27 protein-coding genes are annotated in these 22,545 nt (G+C 22.3%); 21 read left to right on the top strand and 6 right to left on the bottom strand.

Annotation, left to right across the window (positions count from 1 at the left end):
* Nucleotides 1–474: 474 nt before the first annotated feature.
* From AACL24_RS02525 to AACL24_RS02445, 17 genes are all read left to right on the top strand, one after another.
* Nucleotides 475–993 (top strand): hypothetical protein, encoded by a 519-nt coding sequence (locus AACL24_RS02525; RefSeq protein ID WP_339047123.1) that lies wholly within the window; start codon nt 475–477, stop codon nt 991–993.
* 134 nt (nt 994–1,127) lie between these two features.
* On the top strand, nt 1,128–1,430 hold the full coding sequence (locus tag AACL24_RS02520) for a hypothetical protein (protein WP_339047924.1): 303 nt from the start codon (nt 1,128–1,130) through the stop codon (nt 1,428–1,430).
* 2 nt (nt 1,431–1,432) lie between these two features.
* Nucleotides 1,433–1,897 (top strand): hypothetical protein, encoded by a 465-nt coding sequence (locus AACL24_RS02515; RefSeq protein WP_339047926.1) that lies wholly within the window; start codon nt 1,433–1,435, stop codon nt 1,895–1,897.
* Nucleotides 1,898–1,899: 2 nt separating this feature from the next.
* Entirely contained in the window at nt 1,900–2,193 is a 294-nt protein-coding gene (locus AACL24_RS02510; protein ID WP_338961240.1) for a hypothetical protein, read from the top strand.
* Nucleotides 2,194–2,196: 3 nt separating this feature from the next.
* Nucleotides 2,197–2,358 (top strand): hypothetical protein, encoded by a 162-nt coding sequence (locus AACL24_RS02505; RefSeq protein WP_174480256.1) that lies wholly within the window; start codon nt 2,197–2,199, stop codon nt 2,356–2,358.
* The gene (locus AACL24_RS02500; protein WP_339047117.1) at nt 2,358–2,603 is read left to right on the top strand and encodes a hypothetical protein; all 246 of its coding nucleotides are present in this window, start codon (nt 2,358–2,360) and stop codon (nt 2,601–2,603) included. The genes AACL24_RS02505 and AACL24_RS02500 overlap by 1 nt, the downstream gene beginning before the upstream one ends.
* Nucleotides 2,604–2,722: 119 nt before the next feature.
* A complete protein-coding gene (locus AACL24_RS02495; protein WP_339047930.1) occupies nt 2,723–3,544 on the top strand; it encodes a hypothetical protein in 822 nt (273 codons plus the stop codon).
* Between the two features lie 16 nt (nt 3,545–3,560).
* Nucleotides 3,561–3,719, top strand: a complete 159-nt coding sequence (locus tag AACL24_RS02490) for a hypothetical protein (protein WP_339047113.1) — start codon at nt 3,561–3,563, stop codon at nt 3,717–3,719.
* 40 nt (nt 3,720–3,759) lie between these two features.
* Complete coding sequence (locus AACL24_RS02485) at nt 3,760–3,948, top strand: hypothetical protein (RefSeq protein ID WP_174480113.1); 189 nt, start codon at nt 3,760–3,762, stop codon at nt 3,946–3,948.
* Nucleotides 3,949–3,964: 16 nt separating this feature from the next.
* Nucleotides 3,965–4,342, top strand: a complete 378-nt coding sequence (locus AACL24_RS02480) for a hypothetical protein (RefSeq protein WP_339047109.1) — start codon at nt 3,965–3,967, stop codon at nt 4,340–4,342.
* Nucleotides 4,343–4,361: 19 nt separating this feature from the next.
* The gene (locus tag AACL24_RS02475) at nt 4,362–5,543 is read left to right on the top strand and encodes a hypothetical protein (RefSeq protein WP_339047107.1); all 1,182 of its coding nucleotides are present in this window, start codon (nt 4,362–4,364) and stop codon (nt 5,541–5,543) included.
* Between the two features lie 14 nt (nt 5,544–5,557).
* Nucleotides 5,558–6,673 carry a hypothetical protein gene (locus AACL24_RS02470; RefSeq protein WP_339048437.1) on the top strand — a complete coding sequence of 372 codons (1,116 nt, stop codon included), beginning with the start codon at nt 5,558–5,560 and terminating at the stop codon, nt 6,671–6,673.
* Nucleotides 6,674–6,730: 57 nt separating this feature from the next.
* On the top strand, nt 6,731–7,969 hold the full coding sequence (locus AACL24_RS02465; RefSeq protein ID WP_339049369.1) for an IS256 family transposase: 1,239 nt from the start codon (nt 6,731–6,733) through the stop codon (nt 7,967–7,969).
* A 146-nt stretch (nt 7,970–8,115) separates the two neighbouring features.
* Nucleotides 8,116–8,655 carry a hypothetical protein gene (locus AACL24_RS02460; protein WP_339048435.1) on the top strand — a complete coding sequence of 180 codons (540 nt, stop codon included), beginning with the start codon at nt 8,116–8,118 and terminating at the stop codon, nt 8,653–8,655.
* 3 nt (nt 8,656–8,658) lie between these two features.
* Complete coding sequence (locus AACL24_RS02455) at nt 8,659–10,719, top strand: hypothetical protein (RefSeq protein ID WP_339047932.1); 2,061 nt, start codon at nt 8,659–8,661, stop codon at nt 10,717–10,719.
* A 145-nt stretch (nt 10,720–10,864) separates the two neighbouring features.
* Nucleotides 10,865–12,106 carry a hypothetical protein gene (locus AACL24_RS02450; RefSeq protein ID WP_339047482.1) on the top strand — a complete coding sequence of 414 codons (1,242 nt, stop codon included), beginning with the start codon at nt 10,865–10,867 and terminating at the stop codon, nt 12,104–12,106.
* Nucleotides 12,057–14,168 carry a hypothetical protein gene (locus AACL24_RS02445; protein ID WP_339048226.1) on the top strand — a complete coding sequence of 704 codons (2,112 nt, stop codon included), beginning with the start codon at nt 12,057–12,059 and terminating at the stop codon, nt 14,166–14,168. Before AACL24_RS02450 ends, AACL24_RS02445 begins: the two co-directional genes overlap by 50 nt.
* Here the strand turns inward: AACL24_RS02445 and AACL24_RS02440 are convergent.
* Nucleotides 14,165–14,707, bottom strand: coding sequence for a hypothetical protein (locus AACL24_RS02440; protein WP_339047936.1), 543 nt, complete (start codon nt 14,705–14,707; stop codon nt 14,165–14,167). The two genes, AACL24_RS02445 and AACL24_RS02440, sit on opposite strands and share 4 nt — an antisense overlap.
* A 365-nt stretch (nt 14,708–15,072) precedes the next feature.
* Between AACL24_RS02440 and AACL24_RS02435 the strand changes: the two genes are divergently transcribed.
* Nucleotides 15,073–16,203: an Mbov_0401 family ICE element transposase-like protein gene (locus tag AACL24_RS02435; protein ID WP_339047938.1), complete on the top strand. Its 1,131-nt coding sequence runs from the start codon at nt 15,073–15,075 to the stop codon at nt 16,201–16,203.
* 198 nt (nt 16,204–16,401) lie between these two features.
* Nucleotides 16,402–17,640: an IS256 family transposase gene (locus AACL24_RS02430; protein WP_339046650.1), complete on the top strand. Its 1,239-nt coding sequence runs from the start codon at nt 16,402–16,404 to the stop codon at nt 17,638–17,640.
* A 283-nt stretch (nt 17,641–17,923) separates the two neighbouring features.
* Here the strand turns inward: AACL24_RS02430 and AACL24_RS02425 are convergent, their stop codons facing one another.
* The 3 genes from AACL24_RS02425 to AACL24_RS02415 form a co-directional block, all read right to left on the bottom strand.
* Nucleotides 17,924–18,127: a hypothetical protein gene (locus AACL24_RS02425; RefSeq protein ID WP_286641513.1), complete on the bottom strand. Its 204-nt coding sequence runs from the start codon at nt 18,125–18,127 to the stop codon at nt 17,924–17,926.
* 134 nt (nt 18,128–18,261) lie between these two features.
* Nucleotides 18,262–18,780, bottom strand: coding sequence for a hypothetical protein (locus tag AACL24_RS02420; protein WP_339048432.1), 519 nt, complete (start codon nt 18,778–18,780; stop codon nt 18,262–18,264).
* A gap of 734 nt (nt 18,781–19,514) precedes the next feature.
* Entirely contained in the window at nt 19,515–19,658 is a 144-nt protein-coding gene (locus tag AACL24_RS02415; RefSeq protein WP_339048430.1) for a hypothetical protein, read from the bottom strand.
* 312 nt (nt 19,659–19,970) lie between these two features.
* Here AACL24_RS02415 and AACL24_RS02410 point away from each other — a divergent pair, with 312 nt between their 5' ends.
* Together AACL24_RS02410 and AACL24_RS02405 are read left to right on the top strand one after the other, a co-directional pair.
* Nucleotides 19,971–20,282 carry an HU family DNA-binding protein gene (locus AACL24_RS02410; RefSeq protein WP_174480240.1) on the top strand — a complete coding sequence of 104 codons (312 nt, stop codon included), beginning with the start codon at nt 19,971–19,973 and terminating at the stop codon, nt 20,280–20,282.
* A gap of 30 nt (nt 20,283–20,312) precedes the next feature.
* Nucleotides 20,313–21,326: an alpha/beta hydrolase gene (locus tag AACL24_RS02405; protein WP_339048428.1), complete on the top strand. Its 1,014-nt coding sequence runs from the start codon at nt 20,313–20,315 to the stop codon at nt 21,324–21,326.
* A gap of 362 nt (nt 21,327–21,688) precedes the next feature.
* Here the strand turns inward: AACL24_RS02405 and AACL24_RS02400 are convergent, their stop codons facing one another.
* Both AACL24_RS02400 and AACL24_RS02395 read right to left on the bottom strand, forming a co-directional pair.
* The gene (locus tag AACL24_RS02400; RefSeq protein WP_339048426.1) at nt 21,689–22,096 is read right to left on the bottom strand and encodes a transposase family protein; all 408 of its coding nucleotides are present in this window, start codon (nt 22,094–22,096) and stop codon (nt 21,689–21,691) included.
* 23 nt (nt 22,097–22,119) lie between these two features.
* Nucleotides 22,120–22,542 (bottom strand): transposase family protein, encoded by a 423-nt coding sequence (locus AACL24_RS02395; protein ID WP_339045912.1) that lies wholly within the window; start codon nt 22,540–22,542, stop codon nt 22,120–22,122.
* Between the last annotated feature and the right edge of the window lie 3 nt (nt 22,543–22,545).

Raw genomic sequence — 22,545 nt, 5'->3', positions numbered from 1 at the left:
AGCATGTGGACTTGCATGGATAAATAAAAAGTGGAGTGATACCTAATAAAATATACTAACCAGTAATGGTAATTCTTGGGGTGGGAGCGAATTGGAAACTAGTATATATAGACCTGTTGTAGGGACCTATTGTATTAATTCTATTTTTTATTTAATCAACCTTGCCACTCCCCAGTGAGCAAGTGTTGATTTTATTTTTTATTTTTTTTTGAAAATTTTTTTGGGCGAGAAAATAAATTTCAAACTTGTAAAAAAATTGAGCGAGGCCGGTTCAATTAAAATATTAATTTGTTTAACACAAATTAAATAAATATTGAATCGAATGCCTCAATGTTTTTTAAAATTTCACAATTTATTTTTGAGCCCAGTTTTCATGGAATGAATAAAACGAATAGTAGTAGTATTAATAATCTAAAAATCAAAATATATGTTCTGTTGCTTCTAGCATAAAGAACATATTAGGAAAGGATTATTATGAAAATAGAATTTAAAAAAGAACAAATTATTAAAGATAAACCACAATCTATTCTTATTGATTATGTTGAATATAAATTATCGCTTCCAAAATGAATGATTAAAAATAATTCTTTTATTGTTGATAACAGTTACACATATTGAGTTTTTAATTTAGACAATATTAAAAGAGAATTAAGTGGTAATGAATTAATAAAATTATTAGAACCATATATTAAAGACCAAAAAATAACTGTTAATAAACCAACTGCTCCAAAAGAATATTATCTTAATGATATAAAACTTGAACCATTAACATTTTATGAACAGCATAATAGTTGATTTATGGGTGAAATAACAGATAACAAAACTAAAATTACTAATCCTTGTTTTAAATATAACATTACGTGAGAAGAAAACAGAAAAGGTTTTAAAATAAATAATCAATATAAACATGATGATTTACCAATTAATTATATAGTTACTTTGTATAAGGAAATTTCAACTCATAATGAAAAAGTATTTTTGTTGAACATGTAAACAAAATAAATTAGATTATTTATTCTTTAATACTAATGATATTAAAACAAGAAAATATTTTTTAAGAGATAAAAATAGTAAAGCAATTTGTTATGACTGTATTTTAAATGTTAGGTTAAGTAGGAGGTATAAATATGAATAAACAAAAACCATTTTCTTATAAAGACCAAGAAATTATTAATGAATATAATAAAAAACGTAATCAAGAAATAACAAAAGAACATTTAAATAATATAGAAAAATTAAGAAAAGATTTTAAAAAAGAAGTTATTAATGAATATAAGAAAAATTTAATTTGTTCATTAAATATATTTTTAGGTCATTATATAGAACAATACAAAAAAGAAAAAGAAAGATTTTATCGAAATCAATTAAAAGGTTCAATTGATACTATTCAATTCTTAATTAATAAAATACAATCCAAAGAATTTGATTAATAATGCAATATGACTTAATTATTGGTATTGACCCAGCAGGAATAGGTAGTAATGGAATTGTTATATATTCAAATGAAACTAATAATATTATTTTTAATGAAAAATTCAATACATTAACTGTTTTATGGACTAAAAATATGTATAAAGAAAAATTTCAATTAATTAAAGAAAAATTTATTGATAAAAAAATATTAGTTATTGTAGAAAATTTCTTTTTAAGTTCAAAACAATTATTAACTAATCCATTAGCAACTCCTAAAATTATTGGTTCATTAATGGTATTAGTACAAGATGTTTTCAACTGAGATTATCTAGAAAACCACCCAAAAAATAAAAATAAAATAACAAATTATAAAGGAAATATAAAATTAACAAAACATGAACAAGATGCTTATAAGCATATTCAATATTATTTAAAAAATCATAAGAAAATATTGATTTTTGATAATTATTTAAGGAAATTATAAAAATGAAAGATAAAGCAAATTATGTGAAATTAACAGTAAAACTTAGTAACACTATTGAAGCAAAATATTACGAAAAAGGTAATAAGGAATTATATTATAGTGTTCGTGGTCAATGAAATGGATTAAATTATGTTACTTTAATTTTTAATAACCCAAAACTTTATAGACGCTGTATTTTATTAAACAAAAACGATGAAATTATTGTAACTGGTCAAATCTTTAACACTTTAAACATTCCTAAAAATCGTGCATTTTGTTCAATCAATGTTAAATGATTTAAAAAATGAAAAGAGTAAAAAATGATATTATGAAAAATTTTATTAATAGCACCAATATTAATAACCAGTATAACACTAATAATAATTTTAATATTTATTATTAAAGAATTAAAAAATGAATATAAAGTATTGAAAATATTAAGTGAAATTGCTAATCAAATTAAAAATAAGGAGAATAATTAATGATAATATTACCTACTTTGTTTGAAAATAAAGATGAAATTGAAGTATTATCACCATTTCCAAAAGCAATTCATACAAGTAATGATATTAGAGCAATTATTTTAAGACAATACCCAAATGTTAAATCAAAACACATAATTGTTTCTGACCCCGAAAGTAATGTTGCATTAATAGTTGGTGATAATGATGTTTATCAAGGTTGAATTAAAGTAACAGTTAAAAAATTAGAAATTAAAGGAGATTAAACAAATGCAAAAGGAAAAAATTAAAATTAGAAATTATGAATTTGAATTAAATTCTTATGTAGTAGATTCCTTATTAGATGTTATAAGAGAACTGATAAAAACAAATAAAGGAGAATAAAATGCCAAACGAAAATACACAATCAAAATATACTTTAACCAAATTAATTAGAACTGGTATAAGTCCTATTTGTGCAATGATTGGTACAAGTGCTTATTATCGTCAAGTAATAGATAATTCAATATTGGGTTCAATTAATAGTTTATTATTTGGTAAAAAATTAGGTTTAGATATATGAAATTTAAATCAAAGACCAAATACTAAAACTAAATTAATTAATAGTAGTAAAAAAATATTATTAGGTTTAGGAACAATTGGTTTAGCAAATTATAGTAAATGAAGTGAAAATAATATTACTCCAATTATTCCAACACCACCAACTCCAATAACAACTACAACTACAACTGAGGGTCCTCCGTGATTACTATTAGATAAACAAGAACATCAGTCATTAATGGATTGAGATACATATATTAGTTTAAATGCTTATGGTATTTCAAATCTTATTAGTGGATTAACTGAGTTAATACCTAATAGATTTGAAAATATAAAAAAGATTTGTAATATGGCAACTGGTGGATGTTTGATTAGTAGTGGTGTTGCTATGGGTATTAATAATGATTTTAATAATGCTTATGCAATACCTACCATAGTTGCTGGTGCAAGTGAAATTATTCATAATTTACTTCCAATAGAAACAAATCATAGTAGAGAAATGCAAGAAACAGCATTTAATAATGAAACTTCAAGATTAATTAATGATAATAGATTCACAATTAATAGTGAAACAACTAGTCAATATGGTAGTGATAATATGAGTGAAGTACCATTAAATCACGATAATGCTTCATTAAATTGAGATTATAATCACATGAGTTTATAAAGGAGGTGAATAATTTATGAATAAAGAAAAAATACTTGAATATTATAATAATGAAATTCAGACATATAAAGAAAGATTGGAACAATTAAATAAAGAAATATCTGTATTAGTAGAAATTATAAGTAATTCACAATCAATGATTGAAAGAATTAATGGTGGTCAATTTGATGAATAATTAAAAATTAAAAATAAATAATTGAAAGGAAAATATTCAAATGAAAGAATTTTTACATGAATTAATAATTATTGGAACAAGTGTTGGAACATTAATTTGCAGAGAAATTATTGTTTTATTAAAAAGATTTATCACAACTCCAAAACATGTTAGAGCAAATAACAAAATTATCAAACATCAAAAAAAATTAGCAAAGTTAAATGAAAAGATTAATAAAGAAAATAAATAATAAAGTGGTGATGTAAATGTTAGAAAATGAAAATAATGTTCAACAAACAACTGAACCTTTAACTGAAAACAATGCTTCTTCACAAGAAATAGAAAATAAAGTTAATGAAGCAGAAAATAAGTTAAATAAACTTAATTTAGAAATTAAAGAAAAAGAAATTATTAATATATTTAAAAAATATCAAGTTAAAACTGAATTTTATGATTATTTAAAATTTAAAACTAATAATTTAGAAAATTCAAAAATTGAAGAAACTATTAAAAAAATGATTAAAGAACAACCAGTATTTAAAGAAATAATTAATACAGGTGGCAAACCACAAACAATAATAACAAATCAACCAAATTCAATAAAAAGTACATTATTGGATTATAAAAAGAAAAATAATTTATAACAGAAAGGAAATAAAAAAAATGTCAGTACCATTCAATCAAAATTTAGATAATACCGAAAAATTAGTAGAGGCACCTGAGTTTATAGAATTTTATAAACAATCAAATTCACCATGAGCAAGTTTTTTTCCTATTGAAATGGTTAATTCTACAAAAATTGAATTTATAGTTAAAAAACCAAAAAATTCAGAAATTAAAGTACTAAAATGAAATGATAAAAGCAAAGGATTAGATGTTAGTTACGCTGAAACTATTAAAATTTTAAAAGAAATTAAACAAGAAGCAGTTGCAGGTGAAATAATTGCTAATGTTGATTTAAATGCAGAAAATGGACAAAATTTGTTAAACACAATGCAATATGAAGTTGCTAATGATTTAGCAGATTATTTAGCAAATAATGATACAAATGTAATTACAAAATATGCAACTAAATTAGATATTACTGATAAAACACCAGTAGGATATTTAAAATCAATGCTATCTGCTTGAAATACTTTATTTCAATTAAGAAATAGTAATAATTGTCAATTTTTTATTACTAATAATTTATATGATAGTTTAGTTTATTTAGCAGATAATAAAGGTTTAATTACTGATAACCAAATAGCACAACAATTAAGATTAAATGGAACAAATTTATATATCAAAGGTGTACTATGTCAAATTGTAATGGATGATTATATGACTTTTACTGATAATAATGAAACTAAAATTATGTCTTTTGTTTTAGCAACACCAAGAGCAATGAAAAGATATATGTTACAAAATACAGTTGTATATGTTCAAGATATTAATGATGGTAAAGTTGGAAGAAGATATTTAGTTGGGGGAGAAGTAACTGGTGAAGCAATACCCTATATAACAGATGAAGAAACAACTTCACGCTGAATGTTATGTGGAATTATTAATAGTGATAAAACTGATTTAAAAACTAAAATTACAATTTTAACAACTGATATTACTGCAAATGTTAATAACAATAATAGTGAATTAAATACACAAATAAAAAGTACTAATGAACTTAAATCATTAAATCCTAATTTAACAAATCCAACTATTAAATATTTTAGTGATGCACAAGGCAAAACTAATGTAAGTAATCAAAAACAAAAAGCAGGTGATTTATATATAACTATTATTGCAAATGTTAATGACTTAAATTATAAAGGAACAACAAATCCAATTAAAATAACTCTTAAATAAAGGACATTAATATCATGCCAATCGGTACAACTAATACAGCAATACTTTTAAACATAAATAAACCAAAACATACTAGAATAAGTAAACAACAAGAAAATAAAAGTTTTTGATGAGAAATTTTAGAAATGATTGGTGTACAAGTAATAGCAGTAGCACTTGCTCCTTTTACTGGTGGATTAAGTGAAAGTTTTGCACTTGGATTAGGTGCAAGTGATTTAGTTGCTAGTATTAGTGCTGTTGGTGTAGAATTTTTAACTGATTTTACTATTAATCAAGTTTATGATTATTTAAAAGGAAATGTAACACCATTAAATACTTTTTTTAATATATTACCAGCATTTGCTGGAATTAATAAAATTAGTCGTGGTTATCGTACTACTAAATTTATTAATTTAGCACAAAAAACTAAAACATTAGAACAAATAGGTGTTAAAGAAGCAAAAAATTTACAAGAAATTATTAGTCAAGTAAGTGGAAAAGAAATTTTAACAGATAAAATTGTTGGTAAAAATCGTTATTTATTTAATTACAGTTTTGCTCCAAATCGTGAAACAATAATCCAAAATTTAGGTTATGTTGCTGAAAGACAATATAAAAATAATTTTCAAAAATTAGAAGCACAAGAATTAAAAGATTATTTATTATTACAAAATACATTAATAAAATTAAGTCCACAATTAACTCCTAAATTTAAAATCAAAGATATTGAAAAAGCAAATAACTTTTTAAAAAAATATAATACTGATTTAAAAAAAGTATTATTTATGAACCAACATGATTGATTAAATTTAGTTCATACAATACACACAGAAAATAGATATGGAAAAACTTTAATTTTGGATTTACAAAAAATTCGTGCTAATGCTATTAAATTTAATTTTAAAAATAGTATTATTCATCAACTTGTTTTAAAAGCAAATCAAATTTTTAAATATTTTGATATTAGATTTTATTTAAAAAAAGGTTTAAATAAATTTTGAAAAGATACTTCATATTTTGAAAAAATACGAGAAAGTATATATAAATTACAAGAAAAATTTGAAAAACTAGAAAAACAAGCATTTGAAAAAATTAATAAATTAAAAGAAAAAGCGGTAATGTTTAGTAATCTGTGTAACTTACAAAAATAACTATGTTTAATTAATTCTAGTAAATATAATTAAATGACTAGAAAGAGTGAGTTACAGATGGCTAAAAAGCAAAATATTAATAATAATGATCCAATATCAAAAGCAGTAGATTTATTATTAGAAAATACTGAAGATTTAACAACAGTTTTTAAAGAGGGAGGATTGTATAAAGAATTAACAAAAAGATTAGTAGAAAAAATGTTGAATTCTGAGATGCAAAATTATTTGGGATATGAAAAGAATCAACATAGTAATAGTGACAATGCTCGTAATGGTATAAGTTCAAAAAAAATAATAACTCAACAAGGTAAAATTGAGATTGATGTACCACGAGATCGCAATAGTAATTTTAATCCTATAATAGTTGCAAAAAGACAAAGAAGATTTGATGGTTTTGATCAACAAGTTCTTTCTTTATATGCAAAAGGTATGACATTATCAGATATTAGAATGCAATTACAAGAGTTATATCATGGTGCTGATATTAGTGAAAGTGTTATTAGTCAAATTACTGATGATGTTATTGATGATGTAAAAGCATGGCAAAATCGACCATTAGAAAGTGTCTATCCGATTGTTTATTTTGATTGCATAGTAGTGAAAGTACGACAAGATAAAAGGATTATTAATAAATCAGTTTATATAGCTTTAGGAGTTGATTTAGAAGGTAAAAAAGATGTTTTAGGTTTATGAATTAGTGAAAATGAAGGTGCTAAATTTTGATTAGCAAATTTAACAGAAATGAAAAATCGTGGCTTAAATGATATTCTGATTGCTTGTAGTGATAATTTAACAGGCATGTCAGAAGCAATACAATCAGTTTATCTTAAAACAGAACATCAATTATGCATAGTTCATCAAATTAGAAATAGTTTGAAATATGTCTCATATAAGCATAGAAAATCTCTAGTTGCAGATTTAAAACCAATTTATACTGCATGTAGTGAAGAACAAGCAATGCAGGCTTTAGAATCCTTTGAAAATAAGTGAAATAAACAATATCCTCAAATTGCTAAATCTTGATATAAAAATTGAGATAATTTAATGGTTTTTATTAATTATCCTACAGAAATCAAAAGAGTTATTTATACAACAAATGCTATTGAATCTGTAAATAGTCAATTACGAAAAGTTATCAGAAATAAAAAAGTTTTTCCTAATGATATGGCAGTTTTTAAAATATTTTATTTAGCAATTGAAAATATAACAAAAAAATGAACAATGCCCATTCAAAATTGAAATACAGCAATTGCTCATTTTATGATAAAATTTGAAGATAGAATTAATCTAAACTAGTACTTTGTAAAACAAAGATACACAGATTACATAAAAGCCTCGAAAAAGCAACTGATTTATTTACTAGTGCAGAAAAAAGAGCAATTAAACACGCACAATTAATTCCATTAAATTCACCAGTATTTATGGGTTGTAAAATTCAACCTTTGTCATTAGATAAATGTGCAATTACTATTTATCATCGTAATCCTAAATATAAACCAATTACAGTTGTTGATAGTATTCTTAAAGCAAAAACTTTTGTTACTCAAATACATCCATTTCATTGATATCGTTGATATAGTGGTTGATACATTGGTTATGGTGTTAATCGTAATAAATGATTAAAAGCAATAGCATTTGCTCCACCAGTTGTACAACAAGTAATTAGAGATAGTTTTAAAGTATATAGAGAAATATTTAGAATAATAAGAACTTATCATAAAGTAGTAAATGTTATTAATAATCCTATTGAAAATATTAATAAATCATTTAAAAATGTTGGTTTAAAGTTTTCAGTAAATACTTTATTTGGTACTTGATTATTACATCATTTAGAAAAATTTGCATATAGTCAAGTTGTAACAAAAAGTAAAAACTTAAAAAAAGGAAAAAATAAAATACAAAAAGAAATTGAACATATCACACATAGAAAAACTAAAACAAAAACTAAACATTATAAAAAAGCATTTTTTAAGGAATGATAAAATATGATTAATAAACTTTGAACTGGTGTCAGTCTTGAAAATTATAATAACTGATATCCATTAACTGGAAAAATTACAGAAACACCACAGCAATATATAAAAACATGACCAAATGTTAATGATTGATTTAAAACATTTGGAATACGTGCGCAAAATGATATTAATGCCTATCTTGATTTTATTTTATCTAAATTTCCTTTTGATAGTTTTAAAGATGAATTAATTAAAGAAACATTAAGAGATATGGTTTATGTAATGGTTGAACATTGAGTATTTAATCGTACACCAATTGAATTTAATGTTGATGCAACTATTCAATTTAATAATGGTAATCAATTTAGTGCAAGTAGTATTCCAACAATTAATGTTTGAGATTTAGCACCTACTAGAATGAAAATATGAGCAAGATTAACAGAATTAAAACAAATATTTTCAAGTTATAATGATGATGAAATAGATGTTGAAAAAATTGACTTAAAAGCATTTTATACTAGAAATCAAGTTGATGAATTAATTAAAGAACAAAAAGAATTTACATTATCAAAACAAATGAAATTATATGATGATTTAGTTGATGATAATGAAAATGAAATATATAGGGGTCCTGTTACAAATTTTATTAATAAGGGTTATGTAGCAACAGATTATGATAAAGAAACTGAAACTATGATTTTAGATTGACCTGATGAAATTGGTACATTACCACCTGACGCATTACAAAATAATCCACAAATTGGGGATTATACACATGCACCAACTTGTGATTTTTCTGCTAAACAACAAAAAAGAATTACTACAAATGAAAATAGTATTAAATTATTAGAAACTAAAGTTGATAATAATATCAAATTATTAGAAAATAAAATTGAGATTAATAAACAAAATATTGATGATATTAAAAATAACTGATTTAATATTGAAACTAGTCCATTATGAAAAGAGATATCTAATGAACTTTCAACTGATAATTTAAATAAAGAAATATTAGTAATATGAGGTTATATTTATGAGAGTAATATTTATAAATATAAATATACTAGAAAATCTATATTTAAATTAGATGAAGAATCTGCAATAAAATCATATACTCTATTAGATACTTTTTATTCAGATGAAACTAATAATATTAGATTATATTTAACTTGCGTTAATTATAAAATTCGCGCTAGTGCTACACCCGGAACATATTATTCAGGATTTATTTCTAAAATATATCAATATCAAGGAATAGATACACCAACTGAATTTATAGCAGAAGAAAATACTGAACGTGATTATTATACAAAACTAGAAACTAATAATTTATTAGATAAAAAACAAAATAAATTAATTGCTGGTGAAAATATTAAGATTGATGAAAATAATAAAATTAGTGCTATTGGTGGTTCTACTGATTTAACTGATTATTATAAAAAAAAAGAAATAGATAAAAAATTAGAAGATACAAAAGCATTATTTCCAATTGCTTTTTCTATGAATGCTATTGGTCAAGAAATTCCTAATTTAGAAACTACTAATAAAACTATTGCTGGGGCTGTTAATGAATTAAAAGAAAAAATAAAAGACAAAAAATTTTCAAATGATTATTTTAAATATAATACTGAAACAAATGAAATTTTATTAAATGATGAAGAAAATTCATTACTTTGTAGGGATTTATTAGAAAATAATGAATATAAAATATTAAAAACTCAAAATAAAAAAATATTACAAGCAATTAATGAAATATTAGAAAAACAACCACAACCAACTCCAACTATAAATAATTGAAAAGAAGTAGGAACAAGAGAAAAAAATAAATGAGATTATTGACAAATTACTTATGATTTTGAAGAGAATAAACATTATAGAGTTTATTATTCTTGAAGTATATATAATCCAGTTTATACTATTCAAGAATTTATTATAACTAATAAAAAAATTGCTGGTGTACAAATACAAACCTTTAATGATAGTGCTAATATAGTAATTTTATCAGTTCAACATGCAAAATTGATTACTATTTATACTGTAAAAGGTAATTTAAAAGGTAATGTATGAAAATTAGAAGAATTACAGGAATAAGATTATGTTTTTTAAAATTATAAAAATTATTTTAGCTTTAATTGGAGTAATTCTATCATCTGCAACTGTTGGTTTAATTATATTTATTATTGTAAAAATTATATTAAAAATTAATCAAATATTTTAAAGAAAGGTGGTGAATATTATGTTAAGTTTATTTAAAAGAAAAGATAAAACAAATATTAGTGATAATCAAAATGAAAAAGTAAAATTTTTAACCAATAAAAATAAAAGTACTCATGCTTCTATTTTAAATTATTTTGGTTTTAATGATTTTAATCATGAAACTTATTTCACTGATTTTGTAGCAGAAAATAATGCTAATTTATATAATGCTCCATTAGATATTAATAATGAAACTATTAAACAATACTTAATTCAACAAGAATTTTATAGAAAAAATTGAAATTCTATTTTTAAATTAAGTAAATTAGGAATTAGTGGTTATTTAATTTATATTGCTAATGATGACTTATATTTTCAAGTAGTAGATATTCAACAAAGAGTTTATGATATTACTGGTAAATTAATTCAATGTACTATTTTTTATGATAACTATGAACAAAATGCACAAACAGTAAGACTATTTGAAGTTTATACATTAAACAATGAAGAAGTAACAATTAATCGTGCAATTTATAGTATTAGTGATAATAAAAAACAATTTCCATTAGATTTTAAATCATTTATTAATAATCCTAATCTATTACAAGAACAAACACTAAATATTAATTATATACCAATAGCAATTATGCGAAATAAAGCAAATGAGTTAGCAGATTGTGATAAAGTAATGGATAAAATTAAAGCATTAGATGTTATTTATGAGCAAATTGTTTTAGATAGCATTTTAAATTCACCTAAATTTATATTTAGTCAAACTTATGGTAATGTTCAATCAACATTAGAAGAAGCAGTAAGAACATTAGTTACTAAAAATTACATATTTAAAAGTGGTGGAGATAATAATGAACAAAACGAAAATATCAATATGACAAATAGTAATTTTAAAGGTAAAAATTTAACTGATATATATGATTGAAATGTTAATGAAATATTTAAACGTTGTGGTATTCATATACCAAGTCAAAAGAAATCTGCACAACAATCAGTTCTAGAAAGTACAGCTGTAAATATTTCAACCATTAATTATATTGAACAAAAATTATGGCAATTTAATATTGATATTCTTAAATTTATTCAAATATTAGTACGTTTAGATAAAGATTTATTAAATAGTAAAACATTTAATATTAATGATGAACAAGAAATTAATAATTTAACAGTTAAATTAAAATTATTTAATCCCGAAAATAACCAATTAATAGGAGAAAACAATGGAAAACAACAACAAACCACAAACGAAGTTTCCACAGAAACAAACTAAACTTAATCAAGCAGAAGTAGAAAATGATTATTTAATTGATAATATTCCTTATGATTTTACTAATATGATGAGTGCTACTAGTGACCCAGATATTAATAGAGCATACGATGAATTTAAAAAAAGAACAATATATATTTATGAAATTGAACGTTTATTTAAAAATAATGAAAATAATAGTTTAAAATTTTCAGCAAATACTATTAAAATTGGATTTATTGATATTGATAAAGTGTTAAAAACTACTGCTGTTGAAACATCTGATTTTACTATGCAATTAAATCAAAGAGCAAGTACTAATATTAATGACAATACAATTGAATATAGTATGACTGATATTAAAAATTTAATATTTCAAGAAATAAATTTATTAAATCAATTTAAGTTATATGCTGTATCTATCAATGAACCATTAACTGAAAATAATATTGATAATTTATATATCATTAATAATTATTCACAACCTTATCAAAATCCAAAAACAAGAAGTACTAAAAGTATAACTATTATAAAAATTAAAGACTTTAAAACAAGAGATGGTTATCCAATCATTATTAAATTACAAAAACCATTAGAAAAAGATACCAAGGTTAAAAGTATAACTTTAAAATTTCCTAAAACAATGTTATTTGGCAATATAAAAGTAAATGGTGAAATTGATGGATTAAAAGTATCACCAAATTTATTAATTGCTGATGATAACCAATTATTTCCATTATATGCTTTACCAATTCAAACTCAACCAAAAGTTAATATTTTACAACAATGATTTAGTGACCAAATTTTAGAGTGAAATATTGCTAAAAATTTCATTAATCAAAATTCTATTTTAGAATATTTAGATATTGGTGAAATTATACCTAATCCACCAGCACAAGAATTTAAACATGTTAAAAAAATTGAGTTTAAAAATGTTGAAACTATAACTACTAATGAAGACAAACAAATAGATAATATTCAAAAAGAACAATATTTTATGTTTTCTAAAGAAAATGAAAGTGATTACATATTAGCATATAATGATTGACAAAGTGGAGTTAATAAAGTTGGAGTTGGAGGAAGTAAAAACCAAAAAGTAAAAATGTCACAAGGTAAAACGGTACAAACTCATTGAAAAATTAATAATATTGATAGTGTATTATTAACTTATGATAAAGTTAAACCACTTACAACATTAGGAAAATTATTAATGGACATGTTAAGTTATACTTATAATTATCAAGCGAATTTTAAAGGTTATGACCCTAAATATGACGAAAAACATGATGATTTACCAGATATTACAAAATTAAGAAATGAATTTGAAAACCAAAAACCACATGATGTTATTACTAATTTATTTGAACAATGAAAATTAGATAATCCAGATTTTATTAATAATCCAAAAATAAAAAAATTTAAGCAAGTAGTTATGATGTTATCAAATTATATACTTTCTTACTTATCAATAAATAAAGGTTTAGATGATGATTATAAATTATTGTTACCCTATTATTTTGAAATAAAATCAAAACCAACAAGAAAATCAACTCATGATAGATGAAATTTTGAAAATGTTTATGTTGTTTTAAAATCTGAGTATTTTGATTTTACTGACCTTAATAATATTAAAATAAAAAACAAAAATATTAATCAAAATGAATGATTTAAACTAAGTAATAATCAATTTAATTGATTATCATTAACTAATGAACTAGAAAATAATAATATACCTTCATTATTACCACAAGATATGAGTTTAAGTAATGGTGAATATGGAAAGTATATGGTTAAAAGTATAATTAATAATGTTTTAGAATTATTAAAATTATTTAATAGTCAAAAACAATATTTTTCAAGTTGAGATTGATTTAATTTTGTTCAAAAAAATTATTTTAATGATACAGTTAAATTCAATATAGAAAAAGAAATTTCTAATTTACATAAAATAGAAATCTCAGGTATTTTTGGTGCTGGAAATTATGATATTTTATTAGAAATAGAAAATAAAATTATAAACATTAATAATATTTCATTATTTAATAATAATGATGAAACAATATCATATATTAATGTTGAATTTTAATCTCATCAAAAATATCCAGTAGGATACTTACCATCTCATTTTATATCTGTTTTATCTTTTTTATTATTTGCAAAATAAAATGAAACTGTACTTTTATCATAACGATGTTCTCATATAGTCCCCCCAAATACTGCAGTATGGTCTGGTTTTAAATAAAAACTTAATTTTTGTCTTCCGTCTTTACATGCAAAACCTAAGGCAATACATGCAAAAATTAATGCTATAATAGTTGTTATTTTATAGAAATTTCTTTTTATTCATTTTTTTATTTTAGAGTTTATTTTTTCTTGTTGTTGTTCAACTTCATTTTGAATATTTTTTAATATCTCTTTACTATCTTGCATTTTAATCTCCTTTTTTAACTTTTTATTTTTTCCCAATTTTTCAGAAGTTTTTAATCATTTTGGTAATAATTCATGTTCTAAATTAATTGCATGATTTTCACAAAGAAAAAGACTAAATGTTTTTGATTTTAAATCTAATAATACAATATTACTTCATTTGTTATTACAATTTTTACTTTGAGAAATAACATTCATTTTGTAAAATCTTTTTTAAAGATTTCAGTTTATTTATACTTTTTAACTCTTTTTCTCTATTTATCATATCTTATTCCCTTTTTCATAACATTTTATTATTTAATTGTACTTATTTTTGATTATTTTTACAAGTATGCTTTTAAATGCAAAATAACGCCTAAATTAAAGGCGTTATTTTGTGAGACCTATACTATTAATTATATTGAAATTGTTTATTATATTTTAAATATGAAAGCATTTTTTAAAATATTTTTTATTTTATTTAAAATAACACTTATATATTTATATAATAATTAAGTAAATTAATTTTTTAAATATATTTACAATAAATTTAGATTTTTTTAAAATAGTTAGGAGAAGTAAATGTGAATTTTAATTATAAATGAAATTTTAGAGAAGAAAGTGCAAAAATTGATAAATTAGTTTTAGAACATATAACAAATAAATGAGAAAAACGAGATTGAAGAATATTTAAAACAAGAGATAAAAAGAAATATAAAATTGTTGATTATCAATATCGAACTAGAAAAACATTATATGGAATGGTAACTTATAAAAGAAGAATTTATGAATATTTTGATGAAAAATTACAAAAATTAGTTCGTATTTGTTTAGTTGATGAATGACTAGAATTACCTAAATATAAAAGAATTGGTGAAGATGTTGAACAAACTATTATTCAATATTTTGCTGATGGAAAAAGATATCATGATATTTGTGCTATTTGTAAAAAAGCAGGTATTAGTGTTAGTACTATTCATAGAGTTTTTAAAAATTTAGAAGTAATTGAAGCAAATCCAGTAAAAGTAAAACTAGAAAAAAATCAACCTATTTTTGTAGCAATTGATGACGGTCATCGAAAATTTTGAAATTTTAAACGTAAAGGTATAAAACATTCTATGCGATTAATAGTAACATATACAGATAATATTAATCACAAAGTACAAAATAAAAGAGTAAAAGCAATTATAAGACCAACAAGAACAGCAATTGGAGTTAAAAAAACTGCTGAATTTGTTAAAGAACATTGTCAAAAATTTTATGAAAATGTTGAACAAGCAAAAATAATTATTTGTGGTGATAGTGCAGGATGAATTAAAGATGTAGCAGATTATTTAGGTGCACAGTTTGTTTTAGATAAATTCCATTTAATTAGAACATTATATCTTGGAATAATGGCGGGAAATAAAGGAAAATATTTAAAAGAATATAATTACTGTAAAAATTTAATTAATAATGGTCAATATGAACAATTAATTGATTATTTATATAAAGAATTAGATAATCATAAAAAATTAAAGAAAAAATATTTTAAAAATAATAAACAAGGTATTGAAAATCAAGGTGCAAAATGAAATATTGGTTGCTTTACTGAAACTAATATTTGACATGTTTTAAAAGAAATGCTTGGTAATAGAACTTATAATATTTCAATTTATATTAAAATGGTTATTTTTAAATGTAATAAAATAAATACAGAGATGCAATTATTATAAATTAAAATTTAACTTTTTTTTAAAAATCAAAATAGAATAAAACTTATTAAATGTGTTTTAATAAGAATTTTTTTTGTGTATAAATATTAAATTTATTTTTTAATGGTAATGTTTAGTAATCTGTGTAACTTACAAAAATAACTATGTTTAATTAATTCTAGTAAATATAATTAAATGACTAGAAAGAGTGAGTTACAGATGGCTAAAAAGCAAAATATTAATAATAATGATCCAATATCAAAAGCAGTAGATTTATTATTAGAAAATACTGAAGATTTAACAACAGTTTTTAAAGAGGGAGGATTGTATAAAGAATTAACAAAAAGATTAGTAGAAAAAATGTTGAATTCTGAGATGCAAAATTATTTGGGATATGAAAAGAATCAACATAGTAATAGTGACAATGCTCGTAATGGTATAAGTTCAAAAAAAATAATAACTCAACAAGGTAAAATTGAGATTGATGTACCACGAGATCGCAATAGTAATTTTAATCCTATAATAGTTGCAAAAAGACAAAGAAGATTTGATGGTTTTGATCAACAAGTTCTTTCTTTATATGCAAAAGGTATGACATTATCAGATATTAGAATGCAATTACAAGAGTTATATCATGGTGCTGATATTAGTGAAAGTGTTATTAGTCAAATTACTGATGATGTTATTGATGATGTAAAAGCATGGCAAAATCGACCATTAGAAAGTGTCTATCCGATTGTTTATTTTGATTGCATAGTAGTGAAAGTACGACAAGATAAAAGGATTATTAATAAATCAGTTTATATAGCTTTAGGAGTTGATTTAGAAGGTAAAAAAGATGTTTTAGGTTTATGAATTAGTGAAAATGAAGGTGCTAAATTTTGATTAGCAAATTTAACAGAAATGAAAAATCGTGGCTTAAATGATATTCTTATTGCCTGCAGTGATAATTTAACAGGCATGTCAGAAGCAATACAATCAGTTTATCTTAAAACAGAACATCAATTATGCATAGTTCATCAAATTAGAAATAGTTTGAAATATGTCTCATATAAGCATAGAAAATCTCTAGTTGCAGATTTAAAACCAATTTATACTGCATGTAGTGAAGAACAAGCAATGCAGGCTTTAGAATCCTTTGAAAATAAGTGAAATAAACAATATCCTCAAATTGCTAAATCTTGATATAAAAATTGAGATAATTTAATGGTTTTTATTAGTTATCCTACAGAAATCAAAAGAGTTATTTATACAACAAATGCTATTGAATCTGTAAATAGTCAATTACGAAAAGTTATCAGAAATAAAAAAGTTTTTCCTAATGATATGGCAGTTTTTAAAATATTTTATTTAGCAATTGAAAATATAACAAAAAAATGAACAATGCCCATTCAAAATTGAAATACAGCAATTGCTCATTTTATGATAAAATTTGAAGATAGAATTAATCTAAACTAGTACTTTGTAAAACAAAGATACACAGATTACATAAAAGCCTCTTTTTAATTTTTTAGTAATTTTTAAAAATAATCATTTTAGTTGCATTTAAGTTAAAAAAATTATATTATTTAAATACAATTTCATAAAATTCCAAATTATTTCTTGTCTAACATAATAATAAGACTATATGAATTAATTTATTCCGGATTTTTGACAATCTCCCTTGAATATATAACAATTCCGTTATTACCAATACCAGCGGGGTCAATACCAATAATTAAGTCATATTGCATTAATTAAGTTAACCTCTAATAACTGTTTTAATAATTTCTAAATCACAATTACATCAACAATATTTACATTCTTCAATAAATTCTTTATGACCACAAACTAAATTATCTTTTTGTAAACTATCAATAAGTTTAATTAATCCTACTCTATATTCAATATCATCACTATCCGTTATGCAAATCGTTCCTCTTTTAGTTAAATATTCTTTATCCATACTTATACCTCCTACTTAACCTAACATTTAAAATACAGTCATAACAAATTGCTTTACCGTTTTTGTCTCTTAAAAAATATTTTCTTGTTTTTATATCATTAGTATTAAAGAATAAATAATCTAATTTATTTTGTTTACATGTTCAACAAAAATACTTTTTCATTATGAGTTGAAATTTCCTTATAAGAAGTAACTATATAATTAATTGGTAAATCATCATGTTTATATGGATTATTTATTTTAAAACCTTTTCTGTTTTCTTCTCACGTAATGTTATATTTAAAACAAGGATTAGTAATTTTAGTTTTGTTATCTGTTATTTCACCCATAAATCAACTATTATGCTGTTCATAAAATGTTAATGGTTCAAGTTTTATATCATTAAGATAATATTCTTTTGGAGCAATTGGTTTATTAACAATTATTTTTTGGTCTTTAATATATGGTTCTAATAATTTTATGAATTCATTACCACTTAATTCTCTTTTAATATTTTCTAAATTAAAAACTCAATATGTGTAATTGTTATCAACAATAAAAGAATTATTTTTAATCATTCATTTTGGAAGTGATAATTTATATTCAACATAATCAATAAGAATAGATTGTGGTTTATCTTTTATAATTTGTTCTTTTTTAAATTCTATTTGCATAATAATTCTTTCCTAATATGTCCTGTTGCTTCTAGCATAAAGGACATATATTTTAATTTTTAGATTATTAATAATACTACTATTCGTTTTATTCATTCCAGTAATTCTGGGCTCAAAAATAAATTGTGAAATTTTAAAAAACATTGAGGCATTCGATTCAATATTTATTTAATTTGTGTTTAACAAATTAATACTTTAATTGAACCGGCACCGCTCAATTTTTTTTTACAAGTTTGAAATTTATTTTCTCGCCCAAAAAATTTTTAAAAAAAAATAAAAAATAAAACCAACACTTGCTCACTGGGGAGTGGCAAGGTTGGTTAAATAAAGAATAGAAATAATACAATAGGTCCCTACAACAGGTCTATATATACTAGTTTCCAATTCGCTCCCACCCCAAGAATTACCATTACTGGTTAGTATAATTTATTAGGTATCACTCCACTTTTTATTTATCCATGCAAGTCCACATGCTAGCTACTATTTTTAACAACTGTGTTGTAGTTCACTTTTTTAGTTCCCTAACACGTTTTGATAATAGCGTTAAAGACGGTTATTAATTATTAACTTTCTCCTACTTGGTCACTGCGTGTAGTAGATATTTAAAGGATGTTAATAATAAAAAATTTTAAAATTTTACAATTACAAAAAAAGACAAGATTTTTATTTTCGTCTTTTGTCATTTATTTTTAATTTAAGGGTTTAAAAAAGAAAGGAGCTATTTTTAAAACTTTTTAGTTATCGACATCTTCGCCACGCTCCCTAAAAATTTCTAAATTTTCTTTAAATTTTCTAATCTTATTTTCAATATCACTTATTGAAACATTTGTTGTCTCTATCTCTAGAATAATTTTAAACCTCTCTTTCTTTTCTTTCAAAAATAAAAAACCACTTGCTTTAAAACTAAAGCAATGGCCAAACACTTTTATTTTTGTAATTACATTTTATAGAAATTATAATTATAGTTAAGGAATATACTTACTTATACTATTGAATATAATAAAGAAATTTTTATCTTTGATTCTTATTATTTTTAATGTTAAAATTATTCAAATTAAATATGTAAAATGCCTTTTATATATAAAATTATTAACAAGCAAAGTACGAAAAATTTAAAGATTACATTTTATAAATAAAATAATATAAAATAATATTAGAAGGATATGGGCAAACAGATAGGCTTGATTTTTATGAACGCAAAAGAATTAATTGCAAGAGTATCAGATAAAACTAAATTTAACATTCAAGATATTGAAATAGTTTTTAATTGTGTAATTGAAGAAATTAAAAATATTAACCAACTAGGTAAAGTAATTACTATTCCTAATTTTGGTACTTTTAAAATCAAAAAAGTAAAACCCTGTTTACGACGAAATAGTAAAAATAATGGACAACACGTAGTTAGCAAATACAAATATATTAAATTTATACCTTATAAAAAATATAAAAAATATATTCGTTGTAAACCAAAACCAACAATACTAAATAATGTCGACTATTAAAATGTATGACCTAAAATGTGAGGAAAACAAATGAAACAAAGTAGTATTAATAGAATAAAATTAAGACAAAAAGTTAATATAAATTCAATTGAAATGTTTAAAGCATGCTTGCAATATAATTCACAATTTCAACCGAAAGTTAAAATTGAATTAGCAAAATGGCCAATGTATTTTGAATATTGAGAATACCTAGAAAAACATGAAAATATAATTCCTTTTTCAATTAAAACATCAATTGATAATTTAACATTATACGGTAATTTTTTAAAAAGTCCCCTTAAAAATGAAAATAATAATAAAACAATAATTCTATTACACGGAATAACTAATACAAGATTTTGAATATTTAAACAAGCTTTCATTTTTTTACGTGCTGGCTACAATGTTATTTGATATGATGCTCGTAACCATGGTGAAAGTGATGCATCACCAACAACTTTTGGTTTAAAAGAATCACAAGATTTACAAGACATTATTGAATACTGTTGTAAAACATATAAACAAGAAACTACTGCTTTAGGATTATATGGTTTTTCATTAGGTGGCGCAACAGTAGTAATGTGAAGCAATTTATATGCAAAACATAAAATTAATCAAAAAGTAAAATTCATTATTTCTGATTGTACATTTAGTCGCTTAGATCGTACCTATAGTGAAAAACTATACAACTATGCTTTCTTACCTACTAATTTAATGCTGAAATTAAGTCGTAAAAAAGCACAAAAAACATTTGGTGTTGATGGTTTACAAGAAATACAACCAATTAAATATTTAAAATTAATACCTGATATGCCAATGTTATTTCTTCACGGTCAAAATGATCACTTTATTAACTACACTAATGCTAACGAATTATTTCAAGAAAAAATTCGCTATGAAATACCAAAAAAAAGTTCATTATACACTATCCTTGATGCTAACCACGGTCAAAGTTTTTTAATTGGTGATTTAGACCACACAGTTGTTAATGAATATAATTTAGTAACTGATAAGGGTATTAGTGACACTACTTTAGAATTTGTTCAAAAATGAATCAATACTTAAGATAAACACTATTAATTGATTTTTTTATTAAATATATATTAGACTTCTTGCAAAACCTATCTATTAAAAATTTAATTTTTAAAATAAAATTAAAAATAAAAAAGATAGGTAATCTATGATGTTTGATAAATTAAAAACTATTAACAATCCAGAATTATTAAGGACATATTCCGTAATTAAATTTAATTAATTGTCAATAAAATTGTTTTAAAAGTATTTAGTGTTATTGAATATAGAAATAAATATTTTTTGAAAAAATAGTTTAAAAAATGAGTTTACATTTTAAACAAAAAATTGTTAATAATATTTTTATATTAACTCGATAAAAATTTAAATTTTAAAAAAATATTTTTAATATTTTTTTATTTTAATGGTTTTATTTTATTAAAAATTTCACAAAGTAAGTTAAATCTTAAGTACATAAGTCTAAATTTAGATTTTCTAGATTTATTTACTAAAATTTTGAATCTTTTCAATCAAGCAAAGACATGTTCAACTTTAATTCTAATTTTAGATACAATCTTATTGTATTTTCTTTCTTGTTTAGTTAATTTTTTATTTTTAGTTCTTTTAATTGGTATTATTGTATTTTTATAAATATTTTGTATACCTTGATATCCTAAATCACCAATAATTATTGTTTTTTCTGAAAATTCAAGATTTGAATTTTTTAATATTTGAAAATCATGCACTTTACCATTATCAGCAAAAATATCAACAATTTTTTTATTAAAAAAATCATATACAATTTGAAATTTTATAGAATACATTCAACTTTTACCAGAAAAATATTCTAACTGTAGTTTTTTTTAGTTGGTCTTTCAATTTCAATCTCAGTTGAATCAATTAAATAAAATTGAAATTCATTTGAATTTTCTTGTTTTTTATCAATTTTTAATTTATATCTTTCTTTTAAAAATTGGTAATCTTTGTGGTTACTAAGTTTATTTTCTACTCAAGTAATATTTCGAAAACAACTTGATGGGCTCATTTTAGATTTAATACTCATTTGAAAAAAAGTATAATATTCTTTTCAGTATAATAAAGTCATCATTAATCTTTCTTCTACTGAAAGTTTATTTTTTCGACCTTTATTTTTTTCTAATTTTTCTATTTCAATTAATTTTTCTAACATTTCATTAAAATGAAAACGTTTTATACCAAAATATCTATAAAATTCTTCATTTTTTAATTTTTTTAAATTTTCAAAAATCATTTT

The organism is Spiroplasma endosymbiont of Colias croceus, assembly GCF_964020095.1.
Lineage (GTDB): Bacteria > Bacillota_I > Bacilli_A > Mycoplasmatales > VBWQ01 > Spiroplasma_E.
The sequence above is the reverse complement of the archived record's forward strand: the minus strand, read 5'-3'. Positions and strand labels throughout refer to the sequence as shown.